Genomic DNA, 24,605 nt, shown 5'->3' on the forward strand with positions numbered 1-24,605 from the left:
GGGCATCGGAATGGAGGGAACTATGAATCAGATTGATACCATGTCAGTCAACGCAATCCGCGTTCTTGCAGCAGACGCTGTACAGAAGGCAAAATCAGGCCACCCGGGACTTCCTCTGGGTTCAGCAGCCATGGCTTACGAGCTTTGGGCCAACCATATGAACCATAATCCTAAGAATCCCCAGTGGAAGAACAGGGACCGTTTCATCCTTTCAGGAGGCCACGGCTCAACCCTTCTTTACTCCCTGCTTCATCTGTTTGGATATGGCCTGACCAAGGAAGACATGATGAATTTCCGTCAGATGGATTCCCTGACACCAGGACATCCGGAATACGGCCACACGGTTGGCGTTGAGGCCACAACAGGACCTCTGGGCGCAGGCATGGGTATGGCTGTGGGTATGGCTATGGCTGAGTCCCATCTGGCTGCTGTGTTTAACAAGGACGGATATCCGGTGGTTGATCACTATACTTATGTGCTGGGCGGAGACGGCTGTATGATGGAAGGCATTTCCTCAGAAGCATTTTCACTGGCAGGAACCTTGGGCCTTAGCAAGCTGATCGTGTTCTACGATTCCAATAAGATTTCCATTGAGGGAAGCACGGACATCGCATTTACAGAGAATGTACAAAAGCGCATGGAGGCATTTGGATTCCAGCTGCTGACCGTGGAGGACGGCAATGACCTGGATGCCATCGGCAAGGCCATCGAGGAGGCAAAGGCAGATACCACACGTCCTTCCTTCATCACGGTTAAGACCCAGATCGGCTACGGCTGCCCGGCTAAGCAGGGCAAGGCCAGCGCTCACGGCGAGCCTCTGGGCGATGATAATGTAACTGCCATGAAGGAGAATTTAAATTGGCCGTCCATGGAACCGTTCTATGTACCGGATGAGGTGTATGCCAATTATAAGGCACACGCTGAAAAGGGCGCTCAGGCAGAGGCGGAGTGGAATGCCTTATTTGATGAATATTGCCAGAAGTATCCGGAGATGAAGGATATGTGGGACAAGTTCCATAATCCGGAACTGGCTAAGGCTGCATATGACTGTGAGGAATACTGGGCATATGATGAGAAACCGGATGCAACCAGAAGCTTATCCGGCAAGCAGCTTCAGAAGCTTAAGAACCTGATGCCTAACCTGATTGGCGGCGCAGCAGACCTGGCACCGTCCACCAAGACTTATATGTCGGATATGGGGGATTTCTCCAAGGATAACTATGCCGGACGCAACCTGCACTTCGGTGTGCGCGAACTGGCCATGGCAGCCATTGGAAACGGCCTGATGCTTCACGGAGGACTGCGGGCATTTGTCTCCACCTTCTTTGTGTTCAGTGATTACACCAAGCCGATGGCAAGGCTGTCCGCACTGATGGGCGTGCCGCTGACATTTGTATTTACCCATGACAGCATTGGCGTGGGCGAGGACGGACCTACCCATGAGCCGATTGAGCAGCTGGCCATGTTGCGTTCCATGCCTAACTTCCACGTATTCCGTCCGGCTGACGCGACAGAGACAGCAGCAGCCTGGTACAGCGCGGTTTCCTCCCAGAAGACACCTACCGCCCTTGTGCTTACAAGGCAGAACCTGCCCCAGTTGGCAGGCTCCAGCAAGGAAGCCTTGAAGGGGGCATATATCCTGGAGGATTCTTCCAAGGAAGTTCCGGACGCAATCATCATTGCCACAGGCTCTGAAGTTGAACTGGCCGTAGGCGCAAAGGCTGAGCTGGCTAAGGAAGGCATGGATGTGCGTGTTGTCAGCATGCCGTGTATGGATATATTCGAGGAGCAGTCTGAGGAATACAAGGAAAAGGTTCTTCCAAAGGCAGTGAGGAAGAGGGTTGCAGTGGAAGCATTGGGAGACTTCGGATGGGGCAGATATGTTGGCCTGGACGGAGCTGCGGTCACCATGAAGGGCTTTGGCGCCAGCGCTCCCGCAGGACTGCTGTTTAAGAAGTTCGGGTTCACGGTTGAGAACGTGGTGGAGGCTGTGAAGTCACTGTAATATAAGTCTGTTTCCTTAACTGGTTCAGCCAGATTTATAAAACGAAGATATCATATGGTTATCAATGATAATCCCCGGACAGCGGCGGAAGACAGGTGGTTCTTCCGGCTGGCCGGGGATTTTCTGCATGTGTGATGCAGATTGAATATTTAATGTGGGAATGATATAATCTGGTAAGCACCGGCATGTTTTAGGAACGGGAAGAGGTACGATTGACAGATACAAGCTAAAATGGAGGGACTATGCCCACAGATACATTAACCCTATTTTCACAACCCACAGCCCAATGGTTTAAGGATACGCTGGGCAGGCCTACAAAAGTCCAGGAGGATACCTGGCCAGCCATTGCTTCCGGGCACCCGGTCCTGGTCAGCGCACCTACCGGAACAGGTAAGACACTGTCTGCTTTCCTTGTTTTCATAGACCGTCTGTATGCCATGGCAGAAGAGGGGACCCTTAAGGAGGAACTGTACCTGATTTATGTATCCCCATTAAAGTCACTGGCAGGAGACATACAGGAGAACCTGAACCGGCCTTTGGAGGGAATCCGGCAGGAGATGGAGCGCCGTGTGGGTGCTGCCCGGCAGACAGGATATGCTGGTTTGGCAGGAGATGTCCATCCGGCAGGAAAGATCCATCCGGCAGGAAAAATCCATCCGGCAGGAGATGTCCATCCGGCAGGAACCACCAGCCTGGATATCCGGGTTGGGATCCGCACCGGGGACACCCCTCAGAAGGACCGCCAGAGGATGGTAAAACATCCGCCCCACATATTGATCATCACCCCTGAATCCCTGTACCTGATGCTCACTTCCATGACCGGGCAGAAGGTATTAAGGACGGCAAGGGCGGTAATCATTGATGAGCTTCACGCCTTGATTGACACGAAGCGGGGTGCCCATCTCATGCTGTCCATTGCACGGCTGGACCGCCTTTGCGGGAGGCCGCTTCAGCGCATCGGCCTGTCCGCCACCATAGAACCTCTGGAACTGGCGGCCGCGTACCTGTCCCCGGAACCGGCGGTCATCTGCGCGCCGGCCATGGAAAAACAGATCCGGATTGAAATCCTTGGAACCACACCGTCACAGGGCAGGCGCAAGGACCCTGTGTGGGAAGAACTGGGACAGGCCGTGTACCGGCAGTGTCTGTCCTGCCGCAGTGTCATTGCCTTTTCAGAGGGGCGCCGGTATGCGGAGAAATTAGCCTATTACGTAAATCTCCTGGGCGGGGACGGATTTGCCAGGGTACACCATGGAAGCCTGTCCAAGGAACAGCGGGCAGAGGTGGAGCAGGACCTGAGGGACGGCAGGCTGCGCCTTCTGTGCGCCACCTCGTCCATGGAATTGGGGATTGACGTGGGGGAACTGGACCTGGTGATCCAGGTGGGCTGTCCGCGTACGGTTTCCAGTACCATGCAGCGGCTGGGACGCGCGGGTCATGGCCCGGGCCGGGTCAGCGTCATGTACATGTATCCCAGGACGGCTTCGGAGAGCGTGTACTGCGGGATGACGGCCCAGGTGGCAAGACAGGGCGGTGTGGAGCACACAAAGCCCCCAAGAATGTGCCTGGATGTCCTGGCACAACATCTGGTTTCCATGGCAAATGGGGAAGGCTACTGCGTGGAAGATGTCATGGCTGTCCTGGAACGGTCCTATCCTTTCCGGGATGTGACCGGGGAAGATATAAAGGCAGTCCTGTCCATGCTGGCCGGGGATTATGAACACAGGCGGGACATCCCGGTCCGTCCCAGGGTGCTGTATGACCGGATCCATGGCAGGGTGGAAGGGGATGCCTACAGCCGTATGCTGGCCACGGCGGCTGGAGGGACCATACCGGACAAAGGCCTATACACTGCCAAGACGGAGGACGGTGTAAAGCTTGGGGAACTGGATGAGGAATTTGTCTATGAATCCCAATTGGGAGACAAGTTCATGCTGGGGTCATTTGGCTGGAAGATTACTGGGATTGACAAGGACACGGTCTATGTGTCACAGGTGCCGGCAGAGGGTGCCAGGCTGCCCTTCTGGAAAGGGGAAATCAGGGGGCGCACCTTAAAGACCAGCCGGGAATTCGGGAAAATCCTGGCTGGCCTGGAAGCCGCCCATGAGCAGGGACGGCTCCGGGAAGAACTGTCTGCGCTGGGAATGGATGAGGCTGCGGTTATCAATGCATCCGGTTTTCTGGAGCGCCAGATACAGTCAACGGGCGGGCTTCCGGACAATAAAACCATCGTGGTGGAACATTTTACCGACCACACCGGGTGCCATCAGGTCATGCTCCACGCCTTGCTTGGGCGCAGGGTGAACGGCCCCCTGTCGCTTCTGCTTCAGCACATGGTCAGGAATATCTGCGGTTTTGATATCGGGTGCGTGGACGAGGAGGACGGCTTCCTTCTGTATCCCTATGGCAGCGGGGTGATGCCTGAGGGGCTGCTGTACCGGCTGGAACCTGACCAGGTGAGGGAAACCCTGGAAGCCATGCTTCCCCTCACCCCGTTGTTCGGCATGGCCTTCCGCTATAACGCTGCCAGGGCGCTGATGATGGGGATGAAGCAGGGGGGCCGGCAGCCGCTGTGGATGCAGCGCTTAAAGAGCACGGAAATGCTGGATTCGCTGATGAACGAAAAGGACCATCCCCTGATCCGGGAGACAAAACGCGAATGTCTGGAAGACCAGTGGGATATAGACGGCGTCATCCAGATTCTTCACGAGATACGGGCCGGCCTGATTCATGTGAGGGAGGTCTGCACGGATGTGCCTTCCCCCATGTCCCTGCCCCTGCAATGGCAGGTGGAGGCCGCGGAAATGTACGAATATGCCCCTGCCACACCCGGCATCCGCCAGGCTGTTTATGATGAACTTAAATACCTGGAGGGAATCCGTCCCGCGCCAGAGGCTCTGGAGAAACAGCAGGAACGCACCAGACTTCCCCAGGATGAGGCACAGCTTCATTCCATACTGATGACAGAAGGGGATTTGGAGGCAGGGGAGCTTGACGTGCCTGTGGAGTGGCTGGCAAGCCTGGCAGCCCAGGGGCGCGCCCTCTATATTGAACCTGGCCTGTGGATTGCCGCGGAACAGGAAGAAGAGTATGAAAAGGCATTTTCCATGGACGGGCTGGAGGAAGCCGCGGCAATTGTGCGCCGTCTTCTGCGTTACCGCAAAGGACACACACCGGGGCAGATAGGGGAGCGGTATTTCCTGCCGGAGGAAAAGGTAGGGGTAATCCTGGAGCTGTTGTGCAGCCGCGGTGAAATCGTGGAGGCAGACGGGATTTACTATCACAGGAAACTCTATGACAGGGCCAGGCAGTCCACCCTTAAGAACCTGCGCCGTGAGACAGCTACCCAGCCGGGCGCCCACTATGCCGCGCTTCTGGCCGGGAGGGCAAAGCCATACACCCAGGCCGATGAGCAGCTGAAGAAAACACTTGAGCTGTATTGCGGGAGGATGTTCCCGGTCCGTTTCTGGGAAAATGTCCTGCTGCCCCGCCGTGTCCGCAATTATTCGGAAGGAATGCTGGACCGCCTGCTTGCGGAAGGGGATTATTACTGGAAAATGTCCCCGGACGGTGCCCTTTGTTTTTGCCGCTACGAGGACATTGACTGGGACGCGCCGCTGCCGGATATGGAAGGAATCCTTGGTGGGGAGGAACTGCAGATTTACAGGGAACTGAAGAGAAGGGGGGCCTGCTTCTTAAAGTTCCTGGCAGATATCCCAAAGGAAAAGAGCGCCCAGGAGCTGCTGCTTGGCCTGGCGGAAAAAGGCCTGGTCTGTGCGGACAGTTTTGTCCCGGTCAGGCAGTGGCAGAACCGGGAAAAAGTAAAGAAGGCCACGGCCAGACAGCGGGTCAGCGCCAGGGTGATGGCGCTTTCCGCGGGCCGATGGGATATTGTGCGTCCGCTGAAGCCAAAGAAAATGGAAGAGTGGCTGGAGCTTATTTTCCAGGAACAGCCCGTCATGTGCAGGGAAACCTTCCGAAGGGCGGCCGCAGGGCTTGCAGGTTCGCCTTATCTGCCGGGATTTAGTCAGGCCGGGGCTGCCCGGTCAGACGCAGGAGAGGCCGCCGGGGCTGTCCGGTCGGACGCAGGAGAGGCCGCCGGGGCTGCCCGGTCAGACATGAATTATCAGAACGCCATGGAACTTCTTCGCATCTGGGAATACACAGGCCAGGTGCGCCGCGGGTACTTTGTGGAAGGAATGTCAGGTGCCCAGTTTATCAGAAAAGAAGAGTATGAAGGAGTGACGGCGGCATTGAAGGCTCCGGAAGATGGGATTATCTGGCTGAACGCCGCTGATCCGGCCCAGATATGGGGCAAAATACTGGTCCAGCCTGGGGAAAGGGATTTCCTCAATGTGCCTGGCACGGCTGTTGCCCTTCACTGCGGGCGGGTAACGGCTGTTCTGGAGCGGCAGGGCAGGGTTTTACGGGTGTTTGAATCCCAAGGCCTGGAACAGACGCTTCAGGTATTTGTCAACGATTTCAAGGGAAAACGTCTGTTCCCGGAGCTGAAGCGGCTGATTGTCCGGGAATATCCTGAAGGGACAGGGGAGACTTTGAAGAGGGCTGGGTTTTCCAGGGAAATGAACGATTACGTGCTGTACCGCTGACCATATCGTGTTTTTAAATGTTTGATGTGATACCTCATGATGTATCACATCAAACATGATATATTACGGATAGGAGTACATCGGGATACATCACGGCGCATCACGATATGTTAAAGCTTACAGCGCATCACGACACATCACAGGAAGGGATATCACATGGACATACAGATAAGGGAATATACAAAGGAAGACACAAAAGAGGCAATCCGGATATGGAACCATATCGTAGAGGAGGGGAATGCATTTCCCCAAATGGAATGTCTCACAGAATCCACGGGAGAGGAATTTTTCATGGGACAGTCCTATACCGGGATTGGGGTTGACGGGGACAGCGGGGAGATTGCCGGCCTATACATCCTGCACCCCAATAATGTGGGAAGGTGCGGCCATATATGCAATGCCAGCTACGCGGTCAGATGGGACATGCGCGGCTGTCAGATTGGCGAAAAGCTGGTACGCCACTGTATGGAACAGGGGAAAGCGCTGGGATATGGAATCCTCCAGTTTAACGCGGTGGTCAAAAGCAATGGAGCCGCCCTTCATCTGTACCAAAAGCTGGGATTTACCCAGCTGGGCGTCATACCCGGCGGATTCCTGATGAAGGACGGCAGCTTTGAGGATATCATTCCCCATTATATCGTGCTGTAATATTCTGTTATGATTCCCTTTGGCATACGCTGTCCTGTTCCACCAGTTCTACCGGTGTCAATATCTTCACGGGCAGTACTTCGTAGTCGTCAATCTGCTGGAACAGCATGCGGGCAGCGGTCTGGGCCATGAGGGATGCGTGGATTTCCACGGTGGTTATCTTGGGGACCGAGTATTTTGCCTGGTCTGAATTGTCATATCCGATGATGCTGATATCGTCAGGGACCTTCAGGCCTGCCTGGCGGATGGCCTGGATGGCTCCCAGCGCAAGGCGGTCGTTGAAGGCTACAAGGGCGGTGGGGTAAGAGGCGTTTTTTGCCAGCATCTGCTCCACGGCGGCAAGTCCGGCCTCAAACTCCCAGGAGGTGCCGCCCAGGCAGTATTCATTTTTCAGGGTCAGCCCGGCTTCCCGCAGGGCGGTGACACAGCCGCGGCGGCGTTCAATGCTGGTGGTATAACGGCTGTCCCCGTTGATGATTCCAATGGTCCTGTGCCCCCTTTCGATGAGATAGCGGCAGGCGTTGTAGGTGCCGCAGAAATTATCGGAGAGGATGGAGGTCATCTGGTTGTAATAGCTGTTGACCAGGATGGCCGGGATTCCCAGCCCGATTGCCCGGTCCAGATGCCTGTGAGCCACATTGCTGACAAAGAATATGCCGGAAAAACCATGGGACTGGACCAGACCGTCAAAGTCGTCAGACTCATCCAGGGTTGAATAAATCAGGGTGTAGCCTTGTTTGTGGCACTCCTTTTCAGCGCGGTAAAACAGCTGGGCATAAAATGGCTGGGTGATGCGGGAGCTGTTGTTGTCACCCTTTGGCAGCAGGAATGCAATGGGACCGTTCCTTTTGCCGGGCTTAAAGGGGACCTGGACCTGGGGCATGGATTCCTGGGGGCGCCATACCACGACCGTGCCCTTGCCCGCCCTTTTCTCAACCAGTCCGTCGTCCACCAGAAGCTGCAGCGCCTTGCGCACCGTTGTCCTGTCTACCTGGTAGGTTTCCCCGATTTCACGCTCTGAGGGAAGCAGGGCATCCCTCAGATATTCACTGTCCTGAATCCGTTCCTTCAGGTCCTGGTACACTCTTTTATATAAAAATGTCTTGTTTTCTTTCTGGGCCACAATGGTTCCTCCGTTCCTTCAGGCACATGGCAGTGATGAATGTTTAAACACGCCATTACATACCTCATGTTGTATCTTTATAAATATTATCATGGAATGCATGAAATCTCAAGACAGAACTTGCGCCTGACAGAATGGGGAGGGGGTGGGTATGCGGATGATTTCCAAATACGTCCCGTGTCCTATTGTTCCATTGCTTTTTCAAATGCATCCTTCATCAGCTGTTCTGTCAGGGGGCATGGATTACAGGTGATATGTCCTGTGGTCTTTTTCACCGTATCAATGATGAAGTCCATGTCAGGGGTTTCCTTGATATAGGGGGCAAGACACACCGGCGCTCCGATCTCCTCGCGGATTGCCCTTACGCGGGCAACGGCCCTCCTGGCATTTTCCCGGTCCGTGGATTCCGGTTCTGCAACGCCAAGGGCCTCTGCAATCCTGGCATACCGGGCTTCTGCATGATCCATGTTCAGCTCCATGGCAGCCGGAAGGAAGATGGAACAGGCATCGCCATGGGGAATCTTATACATGGCGCCGAGGGGCTGTGCCATGATATGGGCAATTCCGATTCCTGCCGTGATGGCAAGGCCGCCCAGATAACTGCCCAGCATCATGTCGCCTCTGGCCTTCAGGTTTTGTGGATCATCACATGCATCCTTAAGGCTTTTGTTTATCAGTTCAATTGCTTTCAGGCCGTACATCTCAGTCATCGGGCTGGCGTTTAAGGAAACGTAGGATTCAATGGCATGGCTCAGGGCATCCATCCCGGTTGCAGCCGTTATGTGCCTTGGAAGCCCGGTGGTAAGGGTGGGGTCCAGGATGACGATGTCCGCAATCATGGTGGTGTGGTACAGACTCTTCTTAAGTCCGTTGTAGTTGTTGAGCACCACGCTGGTCTTGGTGGCTTCTGCCCCGGTGCCTGAGGTGGTGGGGACGGCGATGAACAGGGGCGGAACCGCGGTGACCTGTTTCCCGTTCATCTGGTAGTCCTCCACGTTGCCGCCGTTGACAGCCAGCATGCCGATGGCCTTGGCCGTATCAATCACGCTTCCTCCGCCCAGTGCAAGGGTACAGTCGCAGCCCTCGGCCAGGAATATGTCCCTGCCTCCGTTGATCATATGCAGGTCCGGCTCCCCGGCAACCTGGTCATAGCATACGTGTCCAATGCCTGCTTCCTCTAAAAGTCCTGCGATTTTATGGTAGCTGTCAGCGATGCTGCTGTATGTAGCAAAGAATACCTTCTTGCATCCGTACCATTTTAAGAGGGACGGGATATCACTGATCTTGTTTTCTCCGAAGATGACCTGGCGGTTGTTTACGATTTCGAACATGGTTTTAATCCTCCTGAATGTTTTCATATGGTTTATTTGTGGTAAAGTGGATGGTAATGATTATTACATGGTAATGATTGTTAAATGGTAGTGATTGTTAAATGGTAATAATCATTAATGTGGCAGGTAAATCACATAGGGATTATAATACAACAGGTTGTATTTGAATATGCCCTTATAATATACCGAAAAAACCATGATGTCAATAGGGAAATGTAAAAAAGTTGAGAAAAAGATACAACTGGTAGCTAAAAATGAAAAGCATAATATGGAAAGGATACATTTTCCATAAAAATTATTAAAAAATGGTTGAAAAAGAACACAACATGTGCTAATATTTGAGATACAAGGGGATAACAAAATAGCAAAAACACAACAGGTTGTATCAAAATAACCGACAGGAGGAATATTTCATGAAAAAGAGATATCTGCTGGCCATGGGTGCGCTGGTCATGGGACTGGCCTGTACCGGGTGTTCCGGGAACAGCGGGCAGTTAGACGGAGGGATTATAAGGATTGCCTACAATCAGGCGCCCACCCATCCCCATTACCAGGCTCTGGAACGCGCAGGTGAGAAGTTTAAGGAAGCCACCGGGGGGAGATATGAGTTCCTGATTTATCCCAACGAGGTGCTGGGGGACCAGAGGGCTACCCTGGAGCTGATACAGAACGGAGCAATCCAGATGGCCATTGTCAACAATGCCATGGTGGAAAACTATAATAAGGATTTTTCAATCCTGGGCCTTCCATATATCTTTGATTCCCAGGAACACCAGAAGGAGGTATTTACCTCAGGCGTACTGGACCCGCTGTTTGAATCCACTAAGGAGGAAGGGTTTGAGGTCATGGCAGCCTATACCGCCGGTTCCAGGAACGTATACACGAAGAAGCCCATTGAAACCCCAAAGGATCTTGACGGCATGAAAATCCGTGTCATGGAATCGCCTACCATGGTTGCGATGATGAAGTATATGGGCGGCGTGGGAACCCCCATGAGCCAGGGTGAGGTATATACCGCCATCCAGCAGGGCGTGCTGGACGGAGGGGAGAACAATGAGATTACATATGTGGACCTGAAACACTACGAGGTGGCGCCGGTATTCTCCAGAACCCAGCACGTGATGATTCCTGACCTGGTGATTGCGGAGAGTGCGTATCTTGAACGGATGAAACCGGAGGACAGGGAGCTTCTGACCCGGATATTGAACGATTCGGTGGAAGATGAGTTTGACCTGTGGAATGAACAGATTGAGATTGCAAAGGAAGCCGCAAAGGAACAGGGCGTTACATTCGTGGATGTGGATATCCGGCCGTTTCAGGAAAACTGTAAAAAGCTTCATGAGGAAGCGGTCAGCGGTTCTTCCTTTGCCGGGGAACTGTACGACAGGATACGCGCCCTGGCCAGATAGTCCTTGGACGGGGATGGTATGTATCGCGCCTAAACAGCCGGAGGAAGGCGGTTTGGCGCCCATAACTAGGAGGAAATGACATGGAGAAGATGAAGAAATTATTTGACCGGGTCCTGGAGGCCAGCTGTATTGCCCTTATGTCGGTGATGACCATTCTGGTTTCCTATCAGGTAATCACCCGGTATATATTTAATAAGCCAAGCGCGGTCAGCGAGGTACTGGCGAGGTATATGTTTGTGTGGATGGTGCTGCTGTGCGCCGCCTATGTGTTCGGCCTGAGGGAGCACATGAACATCCCGTTTGTAAAGGATAAGCTGCCACCAAGGGGAAGGATTGTGTGTGACATCATCGGCGAGGTCATCATTGCCCTGTTCGGCCTTGGGGTCATGGTGGCAGGTGGATATGCGGGCGCTATGCGTCAGATGGGACAGCTGGATTCCGCCCTGCAGATTTCCATGGGAATCATCTATGCGGCCATTCCCTTAAGCGGGATCAGTATTGTATTTTACTTTTTTTACAATGTCTCAAAGCTCCTTAAGGAGTTTAAACATACAGTGTGCGGTAAGGAGGAAGCGTGATGGATGTAGCTGTAGTAGCTGGAATTATAATGATTGTTTCGGTGGTCGTCATGCTGGTCATGGGCGTGCCCATCGGTATCAGTATCGGTATGTCCTCTGCACTGGCCATGATTACCATACTTCCCTTTGGACCGGGTATTGTGACCTGTGCCCAGAAGATGTTCACGGGAGTGAATTCATTTTCCCTTTTGGCCATCCCCTTCTTTATCCTGGCGGGCAATATCATGAATAACGGGGGTATCGCCATCCGCCTGGTAAACTGCGCCAGGCTCATCAGCGGCCGTCTGCCGGGTTCCCTGGCCCAGACCAATATTGTAGCTAACATGCTGTTCGGCGCAATCAGCGGAAGCGGTACGGCCGCAGCCGCGGCCATCGGCGGCACCATGGCGCCCATTGAACTGGAAGAGGGCTATGACAAGGATTATGTGGCGGCGGTCAATATCGCTTCTGCCCCCACCGGCCAGCTGATTCCTCCCAGCAATACCCTGATTGTGTATGCGACCGTGGCGGGAAGCGTTTCCGTGGCAGCCCTGTTCATGGCTGGTTACATACCGGGGATTGCCTGGGGTATTTCCCTGATGGTCATTGCCGGATATATGGCGAAAAAGAGAGGCTATGTATCATCCTTTTCCGTCACACCCAAGGAGGCTGTCAGGATAATATTGGATGCCCTTCCAAGCCTGCTTCTGATCATCATTGTAATCGGCGGCATCTTAAAGGGCGTGTTCACTGCAACGGAAGGTTCTGCCATTGCAGTGGTCTATGCACTGATACTCAGCTTCTGTTACCGCTCCCTGAAGGTGAAGGACCTTCCGGCCATTATCCTGAGTTCCTGCAAGACCACATGTATCGTTATTTTCATGATTGGGGTTTCATCCATCATGTCCTGGGTGATGGCCTATACCATGATTCCCAACGCGATTGCCAATGCCATGCTGACACTTAGCAGCAACAAATACGTAATCCTCCTGCTGATGAACGTGATTCTGCTGGTGGTGGGCACCTTCATGGACCCCACGCCCGCCGTGCTGATTTTCACGCCTATCTTCCTGCCCATCTGCCAGGGCTTTGGCATGGACCCGGTCCAGTTCGGTATCATGATTGTATTTAATCTGTGTATCGGGACCATCACGCCGCCGGTTGGGGTCATCCTGTTTACGGGCTGCAAGGTGGTTGGGATATCCATTGAGGGAGTGATTAAGACGCTGCTTCCCTTCTTTGCAGCTATTGCAGTGGTGCTGCTGCTGGTAACCTATGTTCCGGCCATGTCCATGTGGATTCCGTCCATGCTGGGCCTGGTGAAGTGACGGATATGATTGGAATATGACATTGACAGGATTGCACTGATACCTAAGAATGATATATAATATGGAGGAAATGATGATGAACGATTGCTTTTACTGTGAAAATGGAGATAAACTCAAAAGCCTGATGATAGAAGTGTGTAAATTGGACTATTCCACCGTGTACCTGAACCGGGACCAGAAGCACAAGGGAAGATGCATCGTGATGTTTAAGGACCATAAGACGGAGTATTTCCAGTTGACACCGGAGGAGAATAGGGGCTATTTTGGGGAACTGGCAAAGGTGGCCCAGGCTGTCTGGAACCTGTACCAGCCTGATAAAATCAACTATGCCACCTTTGGCGACGGCGTTCCCCATGTCCACGTGCACGTGGTTCCCAAGTATGAAGGCGGCCTCCAGTGGGGCGAGGCATTCCATGATGACGTGGACAAGGTGCTTCTGCCGGAGGAGGAATATAAGGAAATGGTGGAGGAACTGAGGAAGGAAATACTGGGTTGAAAATAAGCTCCGAACATTAATATACACAGATACACAGGCAAAAAGCATGCCCCGGACCAGGACCATACATCAATAAACCTGGTTGCGGGGCATTTTCCTATTAATTAATTATCCTTCTTGGCTGCTTTTGCCTCAGCCATCTTCATGGCGCGGACCTTTAAGGGCAGTCCGAACAGTGTGATGAAGCCGTCGGCGTCATGGTGGTCATACAAATCCCCTGTTGTGAAGGACGCCAGGGATTCGCTGTATAAGGAGTAGGGGGATGTGGTTCCGGCCTTGATGATGTTACCCTTGTACAGTTTGAATTTCACTTCGCCTGTAACATATTCCTGGGTGGACTCAACAAATGCCTGGACCGCCTCGCGCAGAGGGGTGAACCATTTTCCTTCATATACAATCTGGGCCAGCTTATTGCCCATGTCCTTCTTGGCCTCCATGGTGGCGCGGTCTAATACCAGTTCCTCTAACTGCTGGTGTGCTTCCATAAGGATGGTTCCGCCCGGAGTCTCATACACGCCGTGGGACTTCATGCCCACCACACGGTTCTCCACGATGTCAACAATGCCCACGCCGTGCTTGCCGCCCAGTTCATTTAACTTGCGGATGATGTCGGAAACCTTCATCTTCTCGCCGTTAACGCTGGTGGGAACGCCTTTTTCAAAGGTCATGGTAACGTACTCGGCTTCGTCAGGCGCTTTCTCAGGGCTTACGCTTAACATCAGCAGATGGTCATAGTTCGGTTCCTTGGACGGATCTTCCAGCTCCAGGCCCTCATGGCTGATGTGCCAGAGGTTGCGGTCACGGCTGTAGCTGTTGTCAGCTGAGAAGGGAAGGTCGATGCCGTGCTGCTTGCAGTATTCAATCTCATCCTCACGTGACTGGATGGTCCATACATCGGTCATACGCCATGGAGCGATGATTTTAAGGTCAGGAGCCAGGGCCTTGATGCCCAGCTCGAAACGGATCTGGTCATTGCCCTTGCCTGTGGCGCCGTGGCAGATGGCGGTAGCGCCTTCCTTGCGGGCAATATCAACCAGGCATTTTGCAATGGCGGGACGTGCCATGGATGTGCCTAAAAGGTACTTATACTCATACACTGCATTGGCCTTTACGCAAGGCATGATGTAGTTGTCGCAGAAATCATCCACCAGGTCCTCTATGTATAATTTGGAAGCGCCGGATAATTTGGCCCTCTCGTCAAGTCCGTCTAACTCATTGCCCTGGCCGCAGTCAATGCAGCAGCAGATTACTTCATATCCAAAGTTTTCTTTTAACCACGGGATGATTGTGGTTGTATCCAGTCCGCCGGAATAAGCTAAAATTACTTTCTCTTTCATATTTATATCCTCCTGAAAATATCATATCTCAATGAACTTTCATAAATATACAACATTATGCAGGAAAATGCAAGCGGAAAAATAAAATATTTAAAAAAACTTGCATATTATGCATTTGTAATGTATAATTATGAAAATCGGGAAGCAAGCAGGGAAATACAGTGGATAAAAACCACAAAACAAGCTTTCCTTTTAAAGGAAAAGTAACTATAATGAAAATGCGAAGGAAGATGATTACATTATAATTATAAATGTAAATGAAGAAATATGAATGAAGAAATGTGAATAGTGAATAAAGAAATATGGATGAAGGAGACTGAGTATGATTAAGGTAGGGATTATCGGTTCCACAGGATATGCGGGAGGGGAGCTGGCAAGGCTTCTGCTCCAAAGGGATGACATAGAGATTAAGTGGTATGGTTCCAGAAGCTACACCGGACAGAAATATGCGTCCCTGTACCCGAATATGTATAAAATCGTGGATGAGGAATGCATGGATGATAATATGAAGGAACTGGCCGGACAGGTGGACGTGGTGTTCACGGCAACGCCCCAGGGCTTGTGCGCATCCCTGGTGGACGAGGAAATCCTGTCCATGGTTAAGGTCATTGATTTAAGCGCCGACTTCAGGATTAAGGATGTATCCGTATATGAGGAGTGGTACAAACTGACCCACGCCGCACCGCAGTTCATAGGGGAAGCGGTATACGGACTGCCTGAGGTCAACCGTGACAAGGTGAAAACCGCCAGGCTCATTGCCAATCCGGGCTGTTTCCCCACCTGCTCCTTCTTATCTGTCTATCCGCTGGTGAAGGAGGGACTGGTAGACCCAGGCACAATCATCATTGACGCCAAGTCCGGCACATCCGGCGCCGGCAGGGGAGCCAAGATGGACAGTCTGTACTGCGAAGTGAATGAGAATATCAAGGCGTACGGCGTGGGTACCCACAGACATACGCCGGAGATTGAGGAACAGCTGTCCTATGCGGCGGGCCGGCCGGTGACCATCAGCTTCACTCCCCATCTGGTTCCCATGAACCGGGGAATCCTGGTGACTGCCTATGGTTCCCTTACAAAGGAAGTTACCTATGAAGAGGTAAAGGCTGTTTACGATAAGTATTATGAGGATGAATATTTTGTCCGCGTCCTGGAGAAGGATGTGGTGCCCCAGACCCGCTGGGTGGAGGGCAGCAACTTTGCGGACGTGAACTTTAAGATAGACCCAAGAACCAGGCGGATTGTGATGATGGGCGCCATTGACAACATGGTGAAGGGGGCGGCAGGCCAGGCCATCCAGAACATGAACCTGATGTTCGGTCTTCCGGAGAATACGGGGCTGAAGCAGATTCCTGTATTTCCATAGGCTGGCCGGGAAAGGAATTATCAGAACATGTCAGGAACAATGGATATACTCATCCGTGAGATGACCATGGAGGATTACGACCAGGTATATGGCCTGTGGACGGAAATCAAAGGATTTGGAATCAGAAGCGTGGATGATTCCAGGGAAGGTGTGGAGCGTTTCCTTAAAAGGAATCCAACCACCAGCGTGGTGGCGGTCCAGAACGGCCATGTGGTGGGCAACATCCTGTGCGGCCACGACGGAAGGACCGGGTGTTTTTACCACGTGTGCGTTGCGCCGGGTTACAGGAAGCACGGAATCGGTTACCGTATGGTGCGCGCGGCCATGGAGGCCCTTCAGAAGGAGGGCGTGAGTAAAATCAGCCTGATTGCATTTAAAAGCAACGATGTGGGCAATGCCTTCTGGCAGGGAATCGGATGGACAGAACGGGAAGATGTGAACAGCTATGAGTTTATATTAAATGAGGAAAACATAACCAGGTTCGTGCGTTGACAGGGATGCATATGGATACCGGTATGAAAAACATACGGAATCATGCATAAGCATACATAACCATATAAAGCTATATATAACCATATAGAACCAAGGATAAGCGGGATGGAGGAATGGAAATGAGTGAAGCGGCATTAAAGAAAATACCCGGGGGAGTGACGGCTGCAAAGGGATTTAAGGCAGCGTCCACGGCGGCAGGCATCAAATATAAGGACAGGAAGGATATGGCCATGATTTACAGCCAGGCCCCCTGCAGGTCGGCGGGTACATTTACCACCAATGTGGTGAAGGCGGCTCCTGTTAAGTGGGATAAGGAGCAGGTCACAGGCGGGGCAGCGGCCCATGCAGTGGTCATCAATGCGGGGATTGCCAACGCCTGCACCGGTGAGGAAGGCATGGCATACTGCAGCCGGACAGCGGCGGCAGCGGCCCAGGTCCTGGGGATACCGCAGGAGAGCGTATTGGTGGCGTCCACGGGCGTGATCGGGAAACAGCTTCCCATGGACAGGATTGAGGCCGGGGTCAAGGCCATGGCGCCTCTCCTTGACGGAAGCCTTGAGAGCGGCACCGATGCCTCCAGGGCCATCATGACCACCGACACGAAGAATAAGGAGGTGGCTGTCCAGGTTGAGCTGGGCGGCGTCCAGGTGACCATCGGGGGCATGTGCAAGGGTTCGGGCATGATCCATCCCAACATGTGCACCATGCTGGGGTTTGTGACCACGGACGCGGCCATCAGCAAGGAACTGCTGCAGGAAGCATTGAGCCAGGACATCAAGGATACATACAACATGATTTCCGTGGACGGGGACACCTCCACCAATGATACCGTGCTCGTGCTGGCCAACGGCCTGGCGGGAAATCCCGAAATCACGGAAAAGAATAGCGATTACATGGCCTTCTGTAAGGCGCTTAACTATATCAATGAAACCCTGTCTAAGAAAATGGCCGGGGACGGCGAGGGCTGCACCGCCCTGTTTGAGGTGACGGTGAAGGGCGCTGCCACAAAAGACCAGGCCAGGGTCCTGGCCAAATCCGTCATCACATCCAGCCTGACCAAGGCCGCCATATTCGGACATGACGCCAACTGGGGAAGGATCCTCTGCGCCATGGGTTACTCAGGCGCTGACTTTGACCCGGAAAAGGTGGACCTGTTCTTTGAGAGCGCGGCCGGCCGCATGCAGATCATAAAGGACGGCGTGGCAGTGGACTACAGCGAGGAGGAGGCCACGAAAATCCTGTCTGAACCGGAGGTCACTGCCATTGCGGACATTAAGATGGGGGATGCCCGGGCAACGGCCTGGGGCTGCGACCTCACCTATGATTATGTGAAGATAAATGCGGATTACAGGTCATAAGACCAGCCGGATAGGCATCAGGCAGCCGTCAGGCAGCCATAAGGAGGAAAATGAGATGAATTTGGAACCAATGCAGAAAGCAGCCGTGCTGATAGAGGCGCTTCCCTATATCCAGCGGTTTAACAGGAAGATTGTTGTGGTCAAGTACGGCGGAAGCGCCATGGTGGACGAGGAACTGAAGAAAAAGGTCATCCAGGATGTGGTGCTTTTAAAACTGGTAGGATTTAAGCCTATCATCGTCCATGGAGGCGGCAAGGAAATCAGCAGATGGGTAAGCAAGGTGGGGATGGAGCCTCAGTTCAAGAACGGACTGCGGGTTACGGATGAGCCTACCATGGAGATTGCGGAGATGGTGCTCAACAAGGTGAACAAGAGCCTGGTCCAGCTGGTCAATGAGCTGGGCATCCAGGCAGTGGGCATCAGCGGCAAGGACGGCATGATGTTAAAATGCCATAAGAAGCTTTCCGGCGGCGAGGACATCGGGTTTGTGGGCGATGTGGATGAGGTTGACCCGAAGATCATCTATGACCTGCTGGAAAAGGATTTCCTGCCCATCATCTGTCCCATTGGTTTTGACGGGGATTTCTACAGCTACAATATCAATGCCGATGACGCGGCCTGCGCCATAGCCACCGCGGTACAGGCTGAGAAGCTTGCATTCCTCACGGACGTGGAGGGCGTGTTTAAGGATTTTAACGATAAGGAGTCCCTGATATCCGAGATGACGGTGGAAGAGGCCCAGAATTTCGTGGACAGCGGTATGCTGGGCGGCGGCATGCTCCCAAAGCTCCAGAACTGCATCAATGCCATGAAGAACGGCGTGTCACGGGTACATATCATGGATGGGCGCATCCCCCACTGCCTCCTGTTGGAGGTCTTCACGGACAAAGGTATCGGCACTGCAATATTTAATTCTGAAGAAGATGAGAGGTACTATCATGGCTGACAATCAGTTGATGGAGCGGGCGGAACACGTCCTTTATAAGACATATAACCGTTTTCCCGTGGTATTTGACCACGGGAAAGGAGTCATGCTGTACGATACGGAGGGCAATGAATATCTGGATTTTGGGGCAGGTATTGCGGTCATGGCCCTTGGATACGGCGATGAGGAATATACCAGGGCAGTGGAGGGCCAGCTTCACAAGCTTACCCACATTTCCAACCTGTTTTATAACCAGCCCTCAATTGAAGCCGGGGAAAAGCTGCTGGAGGTATCCCAGATGGATAAGGTTTTCTTTACCAACAGCGGGACCGAGGCCATTGAAGGCGCGTTGAAGATAGCGAAGCGCTACCACTACAACATGCTCCGCCAGTCCATGGGGGACGGCAGCGACGGATGTGAGGACGTGGAAATGGACCTGACCGGAGAAATCATTGCCATGAACCATTCCTTCCATGGCCGCAGCCTCGGCGCCCTGTCCGTGACAGGCAACGCACATTATCAGGAGCCGTTTAAACCACTGGTGCCGGGAATCCGCTTTGCGGACTTCAATGACCTTAAAAGCGTGGAAGCGCTGATTAATGATAAGACCTGCGCGGTCATCATGGAGACAATCCAGGGGGAAGGCGGCATTTACCCTGCAAGCGAAGCATTCATAAAAGGCGTCCGCAGACTCTGTGATGAACATGGCCTGCTTCTTATCCTGGATGAAATCCAGTGCGGCATGGGGCGTTCCGGGAAAATGTTCGCCTGGCAGCATTATGGGGTAAAGCCGGATGTGATGACCGTTGCAAAGGCCCTTGGAAACGGGCTTCCCATAGGCGCCTTCCTGGCCTGCGGCAAGGCGGCCGGGGCCATGGTGCCGGGGGACCATGGAACCACTTATGGCGGCAACCCGCTGGTGACCGCGGGCGCCAAGGCGGTCCTTGATATCTTTGAGGAGCGCCGCATTGTGGACCATGTAAAGGAAACCGGTGCATATCTTTCCGGGAAACTGGACCAGGTTGTGGAAAAGTATGCAGTTGTGAAGGAACGCCGCGGAATGGGCCTGATCCAGGGACTGGAACTGACCGGACCGGCTGCGCCCGTGGTGACCGCCGCTCTGCTGGAGCAGAAGCTGGTGCTTATCAGCGCGGGGACTAATATCATACGGTTCGTGCCGCCGCTGGTGATTGGGAAGGCGGATGTGGATGAGATGGTGAAGCGGCTGGAGGCTGCCATTGATTCGGCATACGGAAAATAGAAGATGGATTGTTGCGGATACAAAAGGAGGCAGGCCGGGCGGCCCGCCTCCTTTGCTTAGGCGCATCCATGACAGGCGCCTGCTGTGATGTCAATCCGCAGACGAGTTCCGGCTGCGCTTCATCAATTGTTCCATGATGGCCGGATATTCTGCGTCAAGGTGGTAGAAGAGAAGGATTAGGATCATTGCCAGGCCAATCAGCGCGGCCCCGAACACATAAAGGTCATAAATCGTGGCTGTGGCTGCCGCAGGCTGTACTTCAGCCAGTCCGTTATAGCCGCTGTATTCCATGATCAGGCCAATCAGGGCGCTGCCTGCGCCGGACCCGATTTTCTGTCCGCAGGAAGCAGAACTGAGGATGACCCCGGGGGAACGGATTCCTGTTTTCCAGTGGCCGTATTCAACCACATCCGCAATCATCACATAGATTAAGGCATAGGTGGCGGAAAAGCCGAATCCCCGCACAAAGGATGAGGCCATTACAAGGCCGGGGCTGGAAGGATTGAACTGGACCATGAAGCTTCCCAGGATGATCAGCACGCAGCCGCAGATGCACAAGGTGCGTTTGTTGAACCTTCGCAGGGCTGCCCCGGTCAGGGGAATGCCGACCAGCATGACTAACTGTCCCGCCATATTGATGGTCCCCATCAGCTCTTCGTTGTTGAGCAGGTATTTACAATAATAAGTCAGCATCGTGCCGTTAAATGTCATGTACAGGGCGGTACAGATGAAATACAGGGTAATGATCCAGAAATATTTATTTTGTGCCAATACGCGCAGGGCCGTGCCCACTGGCAGCTTTTCGCCGTCCAGCCCATCCCCGATATCCAGCCGCTCACGCGTGTGGGAATAACACCACAGCATCAGGCCCGCAGCCAGGACGGCATAGACGGCAGTGACCTTTACCCAGGCCGCCTGGTTTCCGCCCAGGGCGTTGACTATCTTTAAAAATGTCAGTGTTACCGCAATATTGGCCAGGGGGGACATGGTCATGCGCACCACGTTAAGGCGGGAGCGTTCTGCCTGGTCCCATGTCATGAAGGTTAAAAGTGTGGAAAATGATATCTGCAGCATGGTGTAAACCACGGTCATCAACAGGTTATAGGTGATGAAAATATAAACCAGGCGTACATTTTCAGCTGCCTGGGGCACGGTCATCAACAGGATGAAGGCAGCTGCATACGGTATGGACATGCGCAGCAGCCAGACCCTGGCATGCCCGTGCCTGGACCGGGTCCTGTCTACCACAAGTCCGGCGGCGATATCGGACACGCCGTTGAAAATCTGGGATATACCTATGATGGCCCCCACGGCTGCCGCGCTTACGCCGACCACATCCGTATAGAAGAATACCAGAAGAACCGTTGTGATTGAAAAAAGAATATTTGTGGAAATCTCGCCGCACCCGAAGGAGAAAACCTCCAGCCTGCCTATCTTCCCGCCTGCCGCGGCGTCCTTAGTTGTTGGACACAAATCAAACCCCTCCTTAAAAAATATCCGGATGCAGGACGGCATCCGGATAAGAATCAATTAAATATGCCGGACGTAATTCTGGCAGGTTCCCATGTAATAAGGCATGAAGTCCTCACGGTTTGGATAGCTCTTTGTCTCAAGGGGGTTGGTGTAGGTAATCAGGCACTCCTGATATTCAAAGCCGCAATCCCCTATGACCGGTATCTCATCCAGGGCATCCTTGAATCCTCCGATCAGCTTCAGGGAACCGCTGCCCACCCGTTTGTGAAGGGCCAGGAATTCCCTGCGGCTTACGGCGGCAACCGGGTCATACATCATTTCGTTCTGCTGATGGGTAAGGCAGCATTTTAAATGCGCACCGTAACTGATGACCGGCTCCTGACGTCCCAGGTCAGGCCCCAAGTCAGCCTCAATCTCGGCAATGGACTGTCCAAAACGCACCAGGGATGCGGATACATGGTCATTAAACAGGAAAAATTCGGTCCGGCCGTAACGCTTTGGTTCCCCCAGGAATTCCCGCCCCGAGTAAATGACCGCTTCCTGATTGAAATATACAACCGGGGTATATTCAGCCGGTTCCTTCAGATCCTCATACCGGCAGTCAAAACCGAGTATCCCTAAGTCACAGTATGTATATCCGCGGTCCACTGCCTGTGGCCCGTGATTTTTCACTTTTCCCAGCATCAGGGTTGCCATGGGAAGCTCCGGCATGCGGTAGCAGGGTGGCAGCAGTTCCCTGACAAAGTCCTCATCCGTCCTGAACCTTGCTGTAACACACTGGACCTCATAGGTAATCCCCTTGTTTTCTGATACCATCTGACATACCTGGTCAGAGGCAATAAATGGGTTTTGCATTTGCAATATCCTCCTTATTGGTTTATGACAGCGCTGTTTTGTAATACTTATGTTAGCATAAGGAAACGCCTTAAACTACGTATGGGAAGCAGAATCGCAATCATTTTATTGTAAAAATTTATAATAACTTATAGTGAAAATTAATGAAAAATGTGGCTGCAATTGCATTTTCCCACAGATCATATTACTATGATAACAGGAAACACAATTGTTTACTGCTGCTGGCTGTGCCGCGGCCGGAGACAGGATGACACGTTTAAGGAGGCATTCATGATTGTTGCCGTTTCAACGTTATGTGATGAGCTTAGTGAGTACAACCCGGCTGTTTTGTGGGGGGATGTGAAAATCATCCAGTACTTCCGCCCTGTGTACCATGGGGTGGATAATGGATTTTTCCAGGAAAACCTGTATATTGGAAATGTTTCCCAGCTTCCGGAAAGTCCTCCTGAGGCAGCGTGCTGCTATGCGCTGATACAGGATGTCCCCCTTCCCGAGGCATATGTACAGGCCAGCCGGAACACATACATCCTTGTTCCGGGGCAATATGCATCCATTGATTTATACCATATTGCCTCAGACACATTTGAGAGCCAGGTGATTGTGGGCCTGTTTTCCGCTGACCTGCTCCAGTGTGTGCAGCAGAGGAAAACACCGGAGGAAATCCTGAAGAAGGGCCATGGAACCATCAAAGCGCCCCTGTTCCTTATGGATTTTTCAATGGCGGTCCTGGCACGGGCGGGCGAGGGCATCAGTGACCTGCCGGAACCGGTTTTGCAGGAACTCTTTGGCATGGGCAATCAGAGGTCCGGCGGCGCAGGCGAGGCCCAGCCCTTTTATGAAATGTCCTGGGAAGGTTACCGTCTGATATCCTGCCGCATAACCCTGGGAGGACTTCCAATCGCTTATTTGATAGAGGCTGTTCCGGGCGTGCGGATATCCGACCGTTCCTACAAGCTTTTCAGGGTCCTGAGTGATTTCCTTAGCCTCAGGATGCGGGATGACACCCGGTATCTTCCTGATTTCTATTCGCCGGGCAATACCTTTTTGCATGACCTTCTCCAGCAGGAATCCCCTGATGCCGCGGAAACCGCCCATAGGGCCGAGGCATTGGGGATACATCTGAACCGTTATTGTTTTGTGCTGTCGCTGGAACCGCGCCAGGGGAACGGGACGGACGACCAGATGCGCCTGTTTGCATGGAAGCTGCGCCAGATCCTTTCCATGAATTATATGCTGATCCAGGAAGGGCGCCTGACCGTTCTATATGACACGGATTCCCAGGAACCATTTTCACCGCGTAAGCAGAAACAGCTGGATTCATTTCTTATCCATCACGGGATGATGTGCGTGGCCAGCCTCCCCTTTGAGGGACTGCATGAATTTCCTGAGAGCTGCCGCCAGACCGTGGAAGGGCTGGCAGCTGCCCGTAAGCTCTCCATCCGGGACAGCCTGATATTTTACGAAAGCCTTCTAATCCCCCATATGCTGTTGAGATACGGGGAGGACATGAACCTTAGGAAAATGGTTCCCCCGTCCTTGTGGCTGCTCTGCCGTGAGGATGAAGAGCGCGGACAGGAGTTTGTGAAGACCTTGTTTGTGTATATTGAGAACAACTGTAATATGACCCAGGCCGCAAAGGCCCTGAAGGTGCATTATAATACCCTGAAATACCGCATACAGCGGATTTGCGAGCTGACAGGCATTGATTTTTCCAATCCGGATACAATCCTGCGGCTGCATCTTTCGAAGCATATATTACATATTATTGGGTATTTCTGAACTGTTTCCTGTAAGGAGACAGTTTTCCGTAAGGATGTACTTTCCCATAAGAAATCGGGCATGCTGCCGGCGTAAGGCTGGCGGTATGCCCGTTTTTTCCTGATGTTAAGATATTCTTTCGTTTTCATTTATAAAATGTTATATAAATAATGGATGAAATATTTAGTGTAAACATCTATAATGGCCTTATGAAATGAACAACCTGGCTGAAAGTGTTTATTTTTCTTGTAGTACAGGGCGATATATGATATAACT

At 52.7% G+C, this 24,605-nt stretch carries 18 protein-coding genes; 13 read left to right on the plus strand and 5 right to left on the minus strand.

Going from position 1 to position 24,605, the window contains the following annotated elements; all coding sequences use genetic code 11:
• Positions 1-22 precede the first annotated feature (22 nt).
• From tkt to MCJ35_RS00515, 3 genes are all read left to right on the plus strand, one after another.
• Complete coding sequence (gene tkt, locus MCJ35_RS00505; protein ID WP_025483487.1) at positions 23-2,005, plus strand: transketolase; 1,983 nt, start codon at positions 23-25, stop codon at positions 2,003-2,005.
• A 242-nt stretch (positions 2,006-2,247) separates the two neighbouring features.
• A complete protein-coding gene (locus MCJ35_RS00510; RefSeq protein ID WP_240299310.1) occupies positions 2,248-6,615 on the plus strand; it encodes a DEAD/DEAH box helicase in 4,368 nt (1,455 codons plus the stop codon).
• Positions 6,616-6,771: 156 nt separating this feature from the next.
• Positions 6,772-7,263 (plus strand): GNAT family N-acetyltransferase, encoded by a 492-nt coding sequence (locus MCJ35_RS00515; RefSeq protein ID WP_008721402.1) that lies wholly within the window; start codon positions 6,772-6,774, stop codon positions 7,261-7,263.
• A gap of 7 nt (positions 7,264-7,270) precedes the next feature.
• Here the strand turns inward: MCJ35_RS00515 and MCJ35_RS00520 are convergent, their stop codons facing one another.
• Both MCJ35_RS00520 and MCJ35_RS00525 read right to left on the minus strand, forming a co-directional pair.
• Positions 7,271-8,386 (minus strand): GntR family transcriptional regulator, encoded by a 1,116-nt coding sequence (locus MCJ35_RS00520; protein ID WP_008721403.1) that lies wholly within the window; start codon positions 8,384-8,386, stop codon positions 7,271-7,273.
• A gap of 182 nt (positions 8,387-8,568) precedes the next feature.
• On the minus strand, positions 8,569-9,717 hold the full coding sequence (locus MCJ35_RS00525) for an iron-containing alcohol dehydrogenase (RefSeq protein ID WP_240299311.1): 1,149 nt from the start codon (positions 9,715-9,717) through the stop codon (positions 8,569-8,571).
• A 413-nt stretch (positions 9,718-10,130) separates the two neighbouring features.
• Here MCJ35_RS00525 and MCJ35_RS00530 point away from each other — a divergent pair, with 413 nt between their 5' ends.
• The 4 genes from MCJ35_RS00530 to MCJ35_RS00545 all read left to right on the plus strand — a co-directional run bounded on the left by MCJ35_RS00530 (position 10,131) and on the right by MCJ35_RS00545 (position 13,507).
• A complete protein-coding gene (locus tag MCJ35_RS00530) occupies positions 10,131-11,126 on the plus strand; it encodes a TRAP transporter substrate-binding protein (protein ID WP_025483483.1) in 996 nt (331 codons plus the stop codon).
• Positions 11,127-11,206: 80 nt separating this feature from the next.
• Positions 11,207-11,704: a TRAP transporter small permease gene (locus tag MCJ35_RS00535; protein WP_025483482.1), complete on the plus strand. Its 498-nt coding sequence runs from the start codon at positions 11,207-11,209 to the stop codon at positions 11,702-11,704.
• Positions 11,704-13,011 carry a TRAP transporter large permease gene (locus MCJ35_RS00540; protein WP_008721407.1) on the plus strand — a complete coding sequence of 436 codons (1,308 nt, stop codon included), beginning with the start codon at positions 11,704-11,706 and terminating at the stop codon, positions 13,009-13,011. Before MCJ35_RS00535 ends, MCJ35_RS00540 begins: the two co-directional genes overlap by 1 nt.
• Before the next feature lie 70 nt (positions 13,012-13,081).
• The gene (locus tag MCJ35_RS00545) at positions 13,082-13,507 is read left to right on the plus strand and encodes an HIT family protein (RefSeq protein ID WP_240299312.1); all 426 of its coding nucleotides are present in this window, start codon (positions 13,082-13,084) and stop codon (positions 13,505-13,507) included.
• A gap of 104 nt (positions 13,508-13,611) precedes the next feature.
• Here MCJ35_RS00545 and MCJ35_RS00550 read toward each other — a convergent pair whose 3' ends face one another.
• Positions 13,612-14,844 (minus strand): argininosuccinate synthase, encoded by a 1,233-nt coding sequence (locus MCJ35_RS00550; RefSeq protein WP_008721409.1) that lies wholly within the window; start codon positions 14,842-14,844, stop codon positions 13,612-13,614.
• 322 nt (positions 14,845-15,166) lie between these two features.
• On the opposite strand from MCJ35_RS00550, the gene argC reads away from it, so the two are divergent.
• The 5 genes from argC (at position 15,167) to MCJ35_RS00575 (ending at position 20,243) form a co-directional block, all read left to right on the plus strand.
• A complete protein-coding gene (argC, locus tag MCJ35_RS00555; RefSeq protein ID WP_008721411.1) occupies positions 15,167-16,207 on the plus strand; it encodes an N-acetyl-gamma-glutamyl-phosphate reductase in 1,041 nt (346 codons plus the stop codon).
• A 27-nt stretch (positions 16,208-16,234) separates the two neighbouring features.
• Positions 16,235-16,699 carry a GNAT family N-acetyltransferase gene (locus tag MCJ35_RS00560; protein WP_025483479.1) on the plus strand — a complete coding sequence of 155 codons (465 nt, stop codon included), beginning with the start codon at positions 16,235-16,237 and terminating at the stop codon, positions 16,697-16,699.
• 119 nt (positions 16,700-16,818) lie between these two features.
• The gene (gene argJ, locus MCJ35_RS00565; protein WP_155858401.1) at positions 16,819-18,057 is read left to right on the plus strand and encodes a bifunctional glutamate N-acetyltransferase/amino-acid acetyltransferase ArgJ; all 1,239 of its coding nucleotides are present in this window, start codon (positions 16,819-16,821) and stop codon (positions 18,055-18,057) included.
• A 55-nt stretch (positions 18,058-18,112) separates the two neighbouring features.
• Complete coding sequence (gene argB / locus MCJ35_RS00570) at positions 18,113-19,003, plus strand: acetylglutamate kinase (RefSeq protein WP_008721415.1); 891 nt, start codon at positions 18,113-18,115, stop codon at positions 19,001-19,003.
• A complete protein-coding gene (locus MCJ35_RS00575) occupies positions 18,996-20,243 on the plus strand; it encodes an aspartate aminotransferase family protein (RefSeq protein WP_240299313.1) in 1,248 nt (415 codons plus the stop codon). The genes argB and MCJ35_RS00575 overlap by 8 nt, the downstream gene beginning before the upstream one ends.
• Positions 20,244-20,333: 90 nt before the next feature.
• On the opposite strand, the gene MCJ35_RS00580 is transcribed toward MCJ35_RS00575, so the two are convergent.
• Together MCJ35_RS00580 and MCJ35_RS00585 are read right to left on the minus strand one after the other, a co-directional pair.
• Positions 20,334-21,716: an MFS transporter gene (locus tag MCJ35_RS00580; protein ID WP_025483475.1), complete on the minus strand. Its 1,383-nt coding sequence runs from the start codon at positions 21,714-21,716 to the stop codon at positions 20,334-20,336.
• 57 nt (positions 21,717-21,773) lie between these two features.
• Positions 21,774-22,571 (minus strand): acetoacetate decarboxylase family protein, encoded by a 798-nt coding sequence (locus MCJ35_RS00585; protein WP_025483474.1) that lies wholly within the window; start codon positions 22,569-22,571, stop codon positions 21,774-21,776.
• Positions 22,572-22,841: 270 nt separating this feature from the next.
• Between MCJ35_RS00585 and MCJ35_RS00590 the strand changes: the two genes are divergently transcribed.
• Positions 22,842-24,350 (plus strand): PucR family transcriptional regulator, encoded by a 1,509-nt coding sequence (locus MCJ35_RS00590; RefSeq protein WP_025483472.1) that lies wholly within the window; start codon positions 22,842-22,844, stop codon positions 24,348-24,350.
• Positions 24,351-24,605: the final 255 nt, after the last annotated feature.

Origin of the sequence: Enterocloster sp. OA13, from assembly GCF_022440595.1 — a bacterium.
GTDB classification, from domain to species: domain Bacteria; phylum Bacillota; class Clostridia; order Lachnospirales; family Lachnospiraceae; genus Enterocloster; species Enterocloster hominis.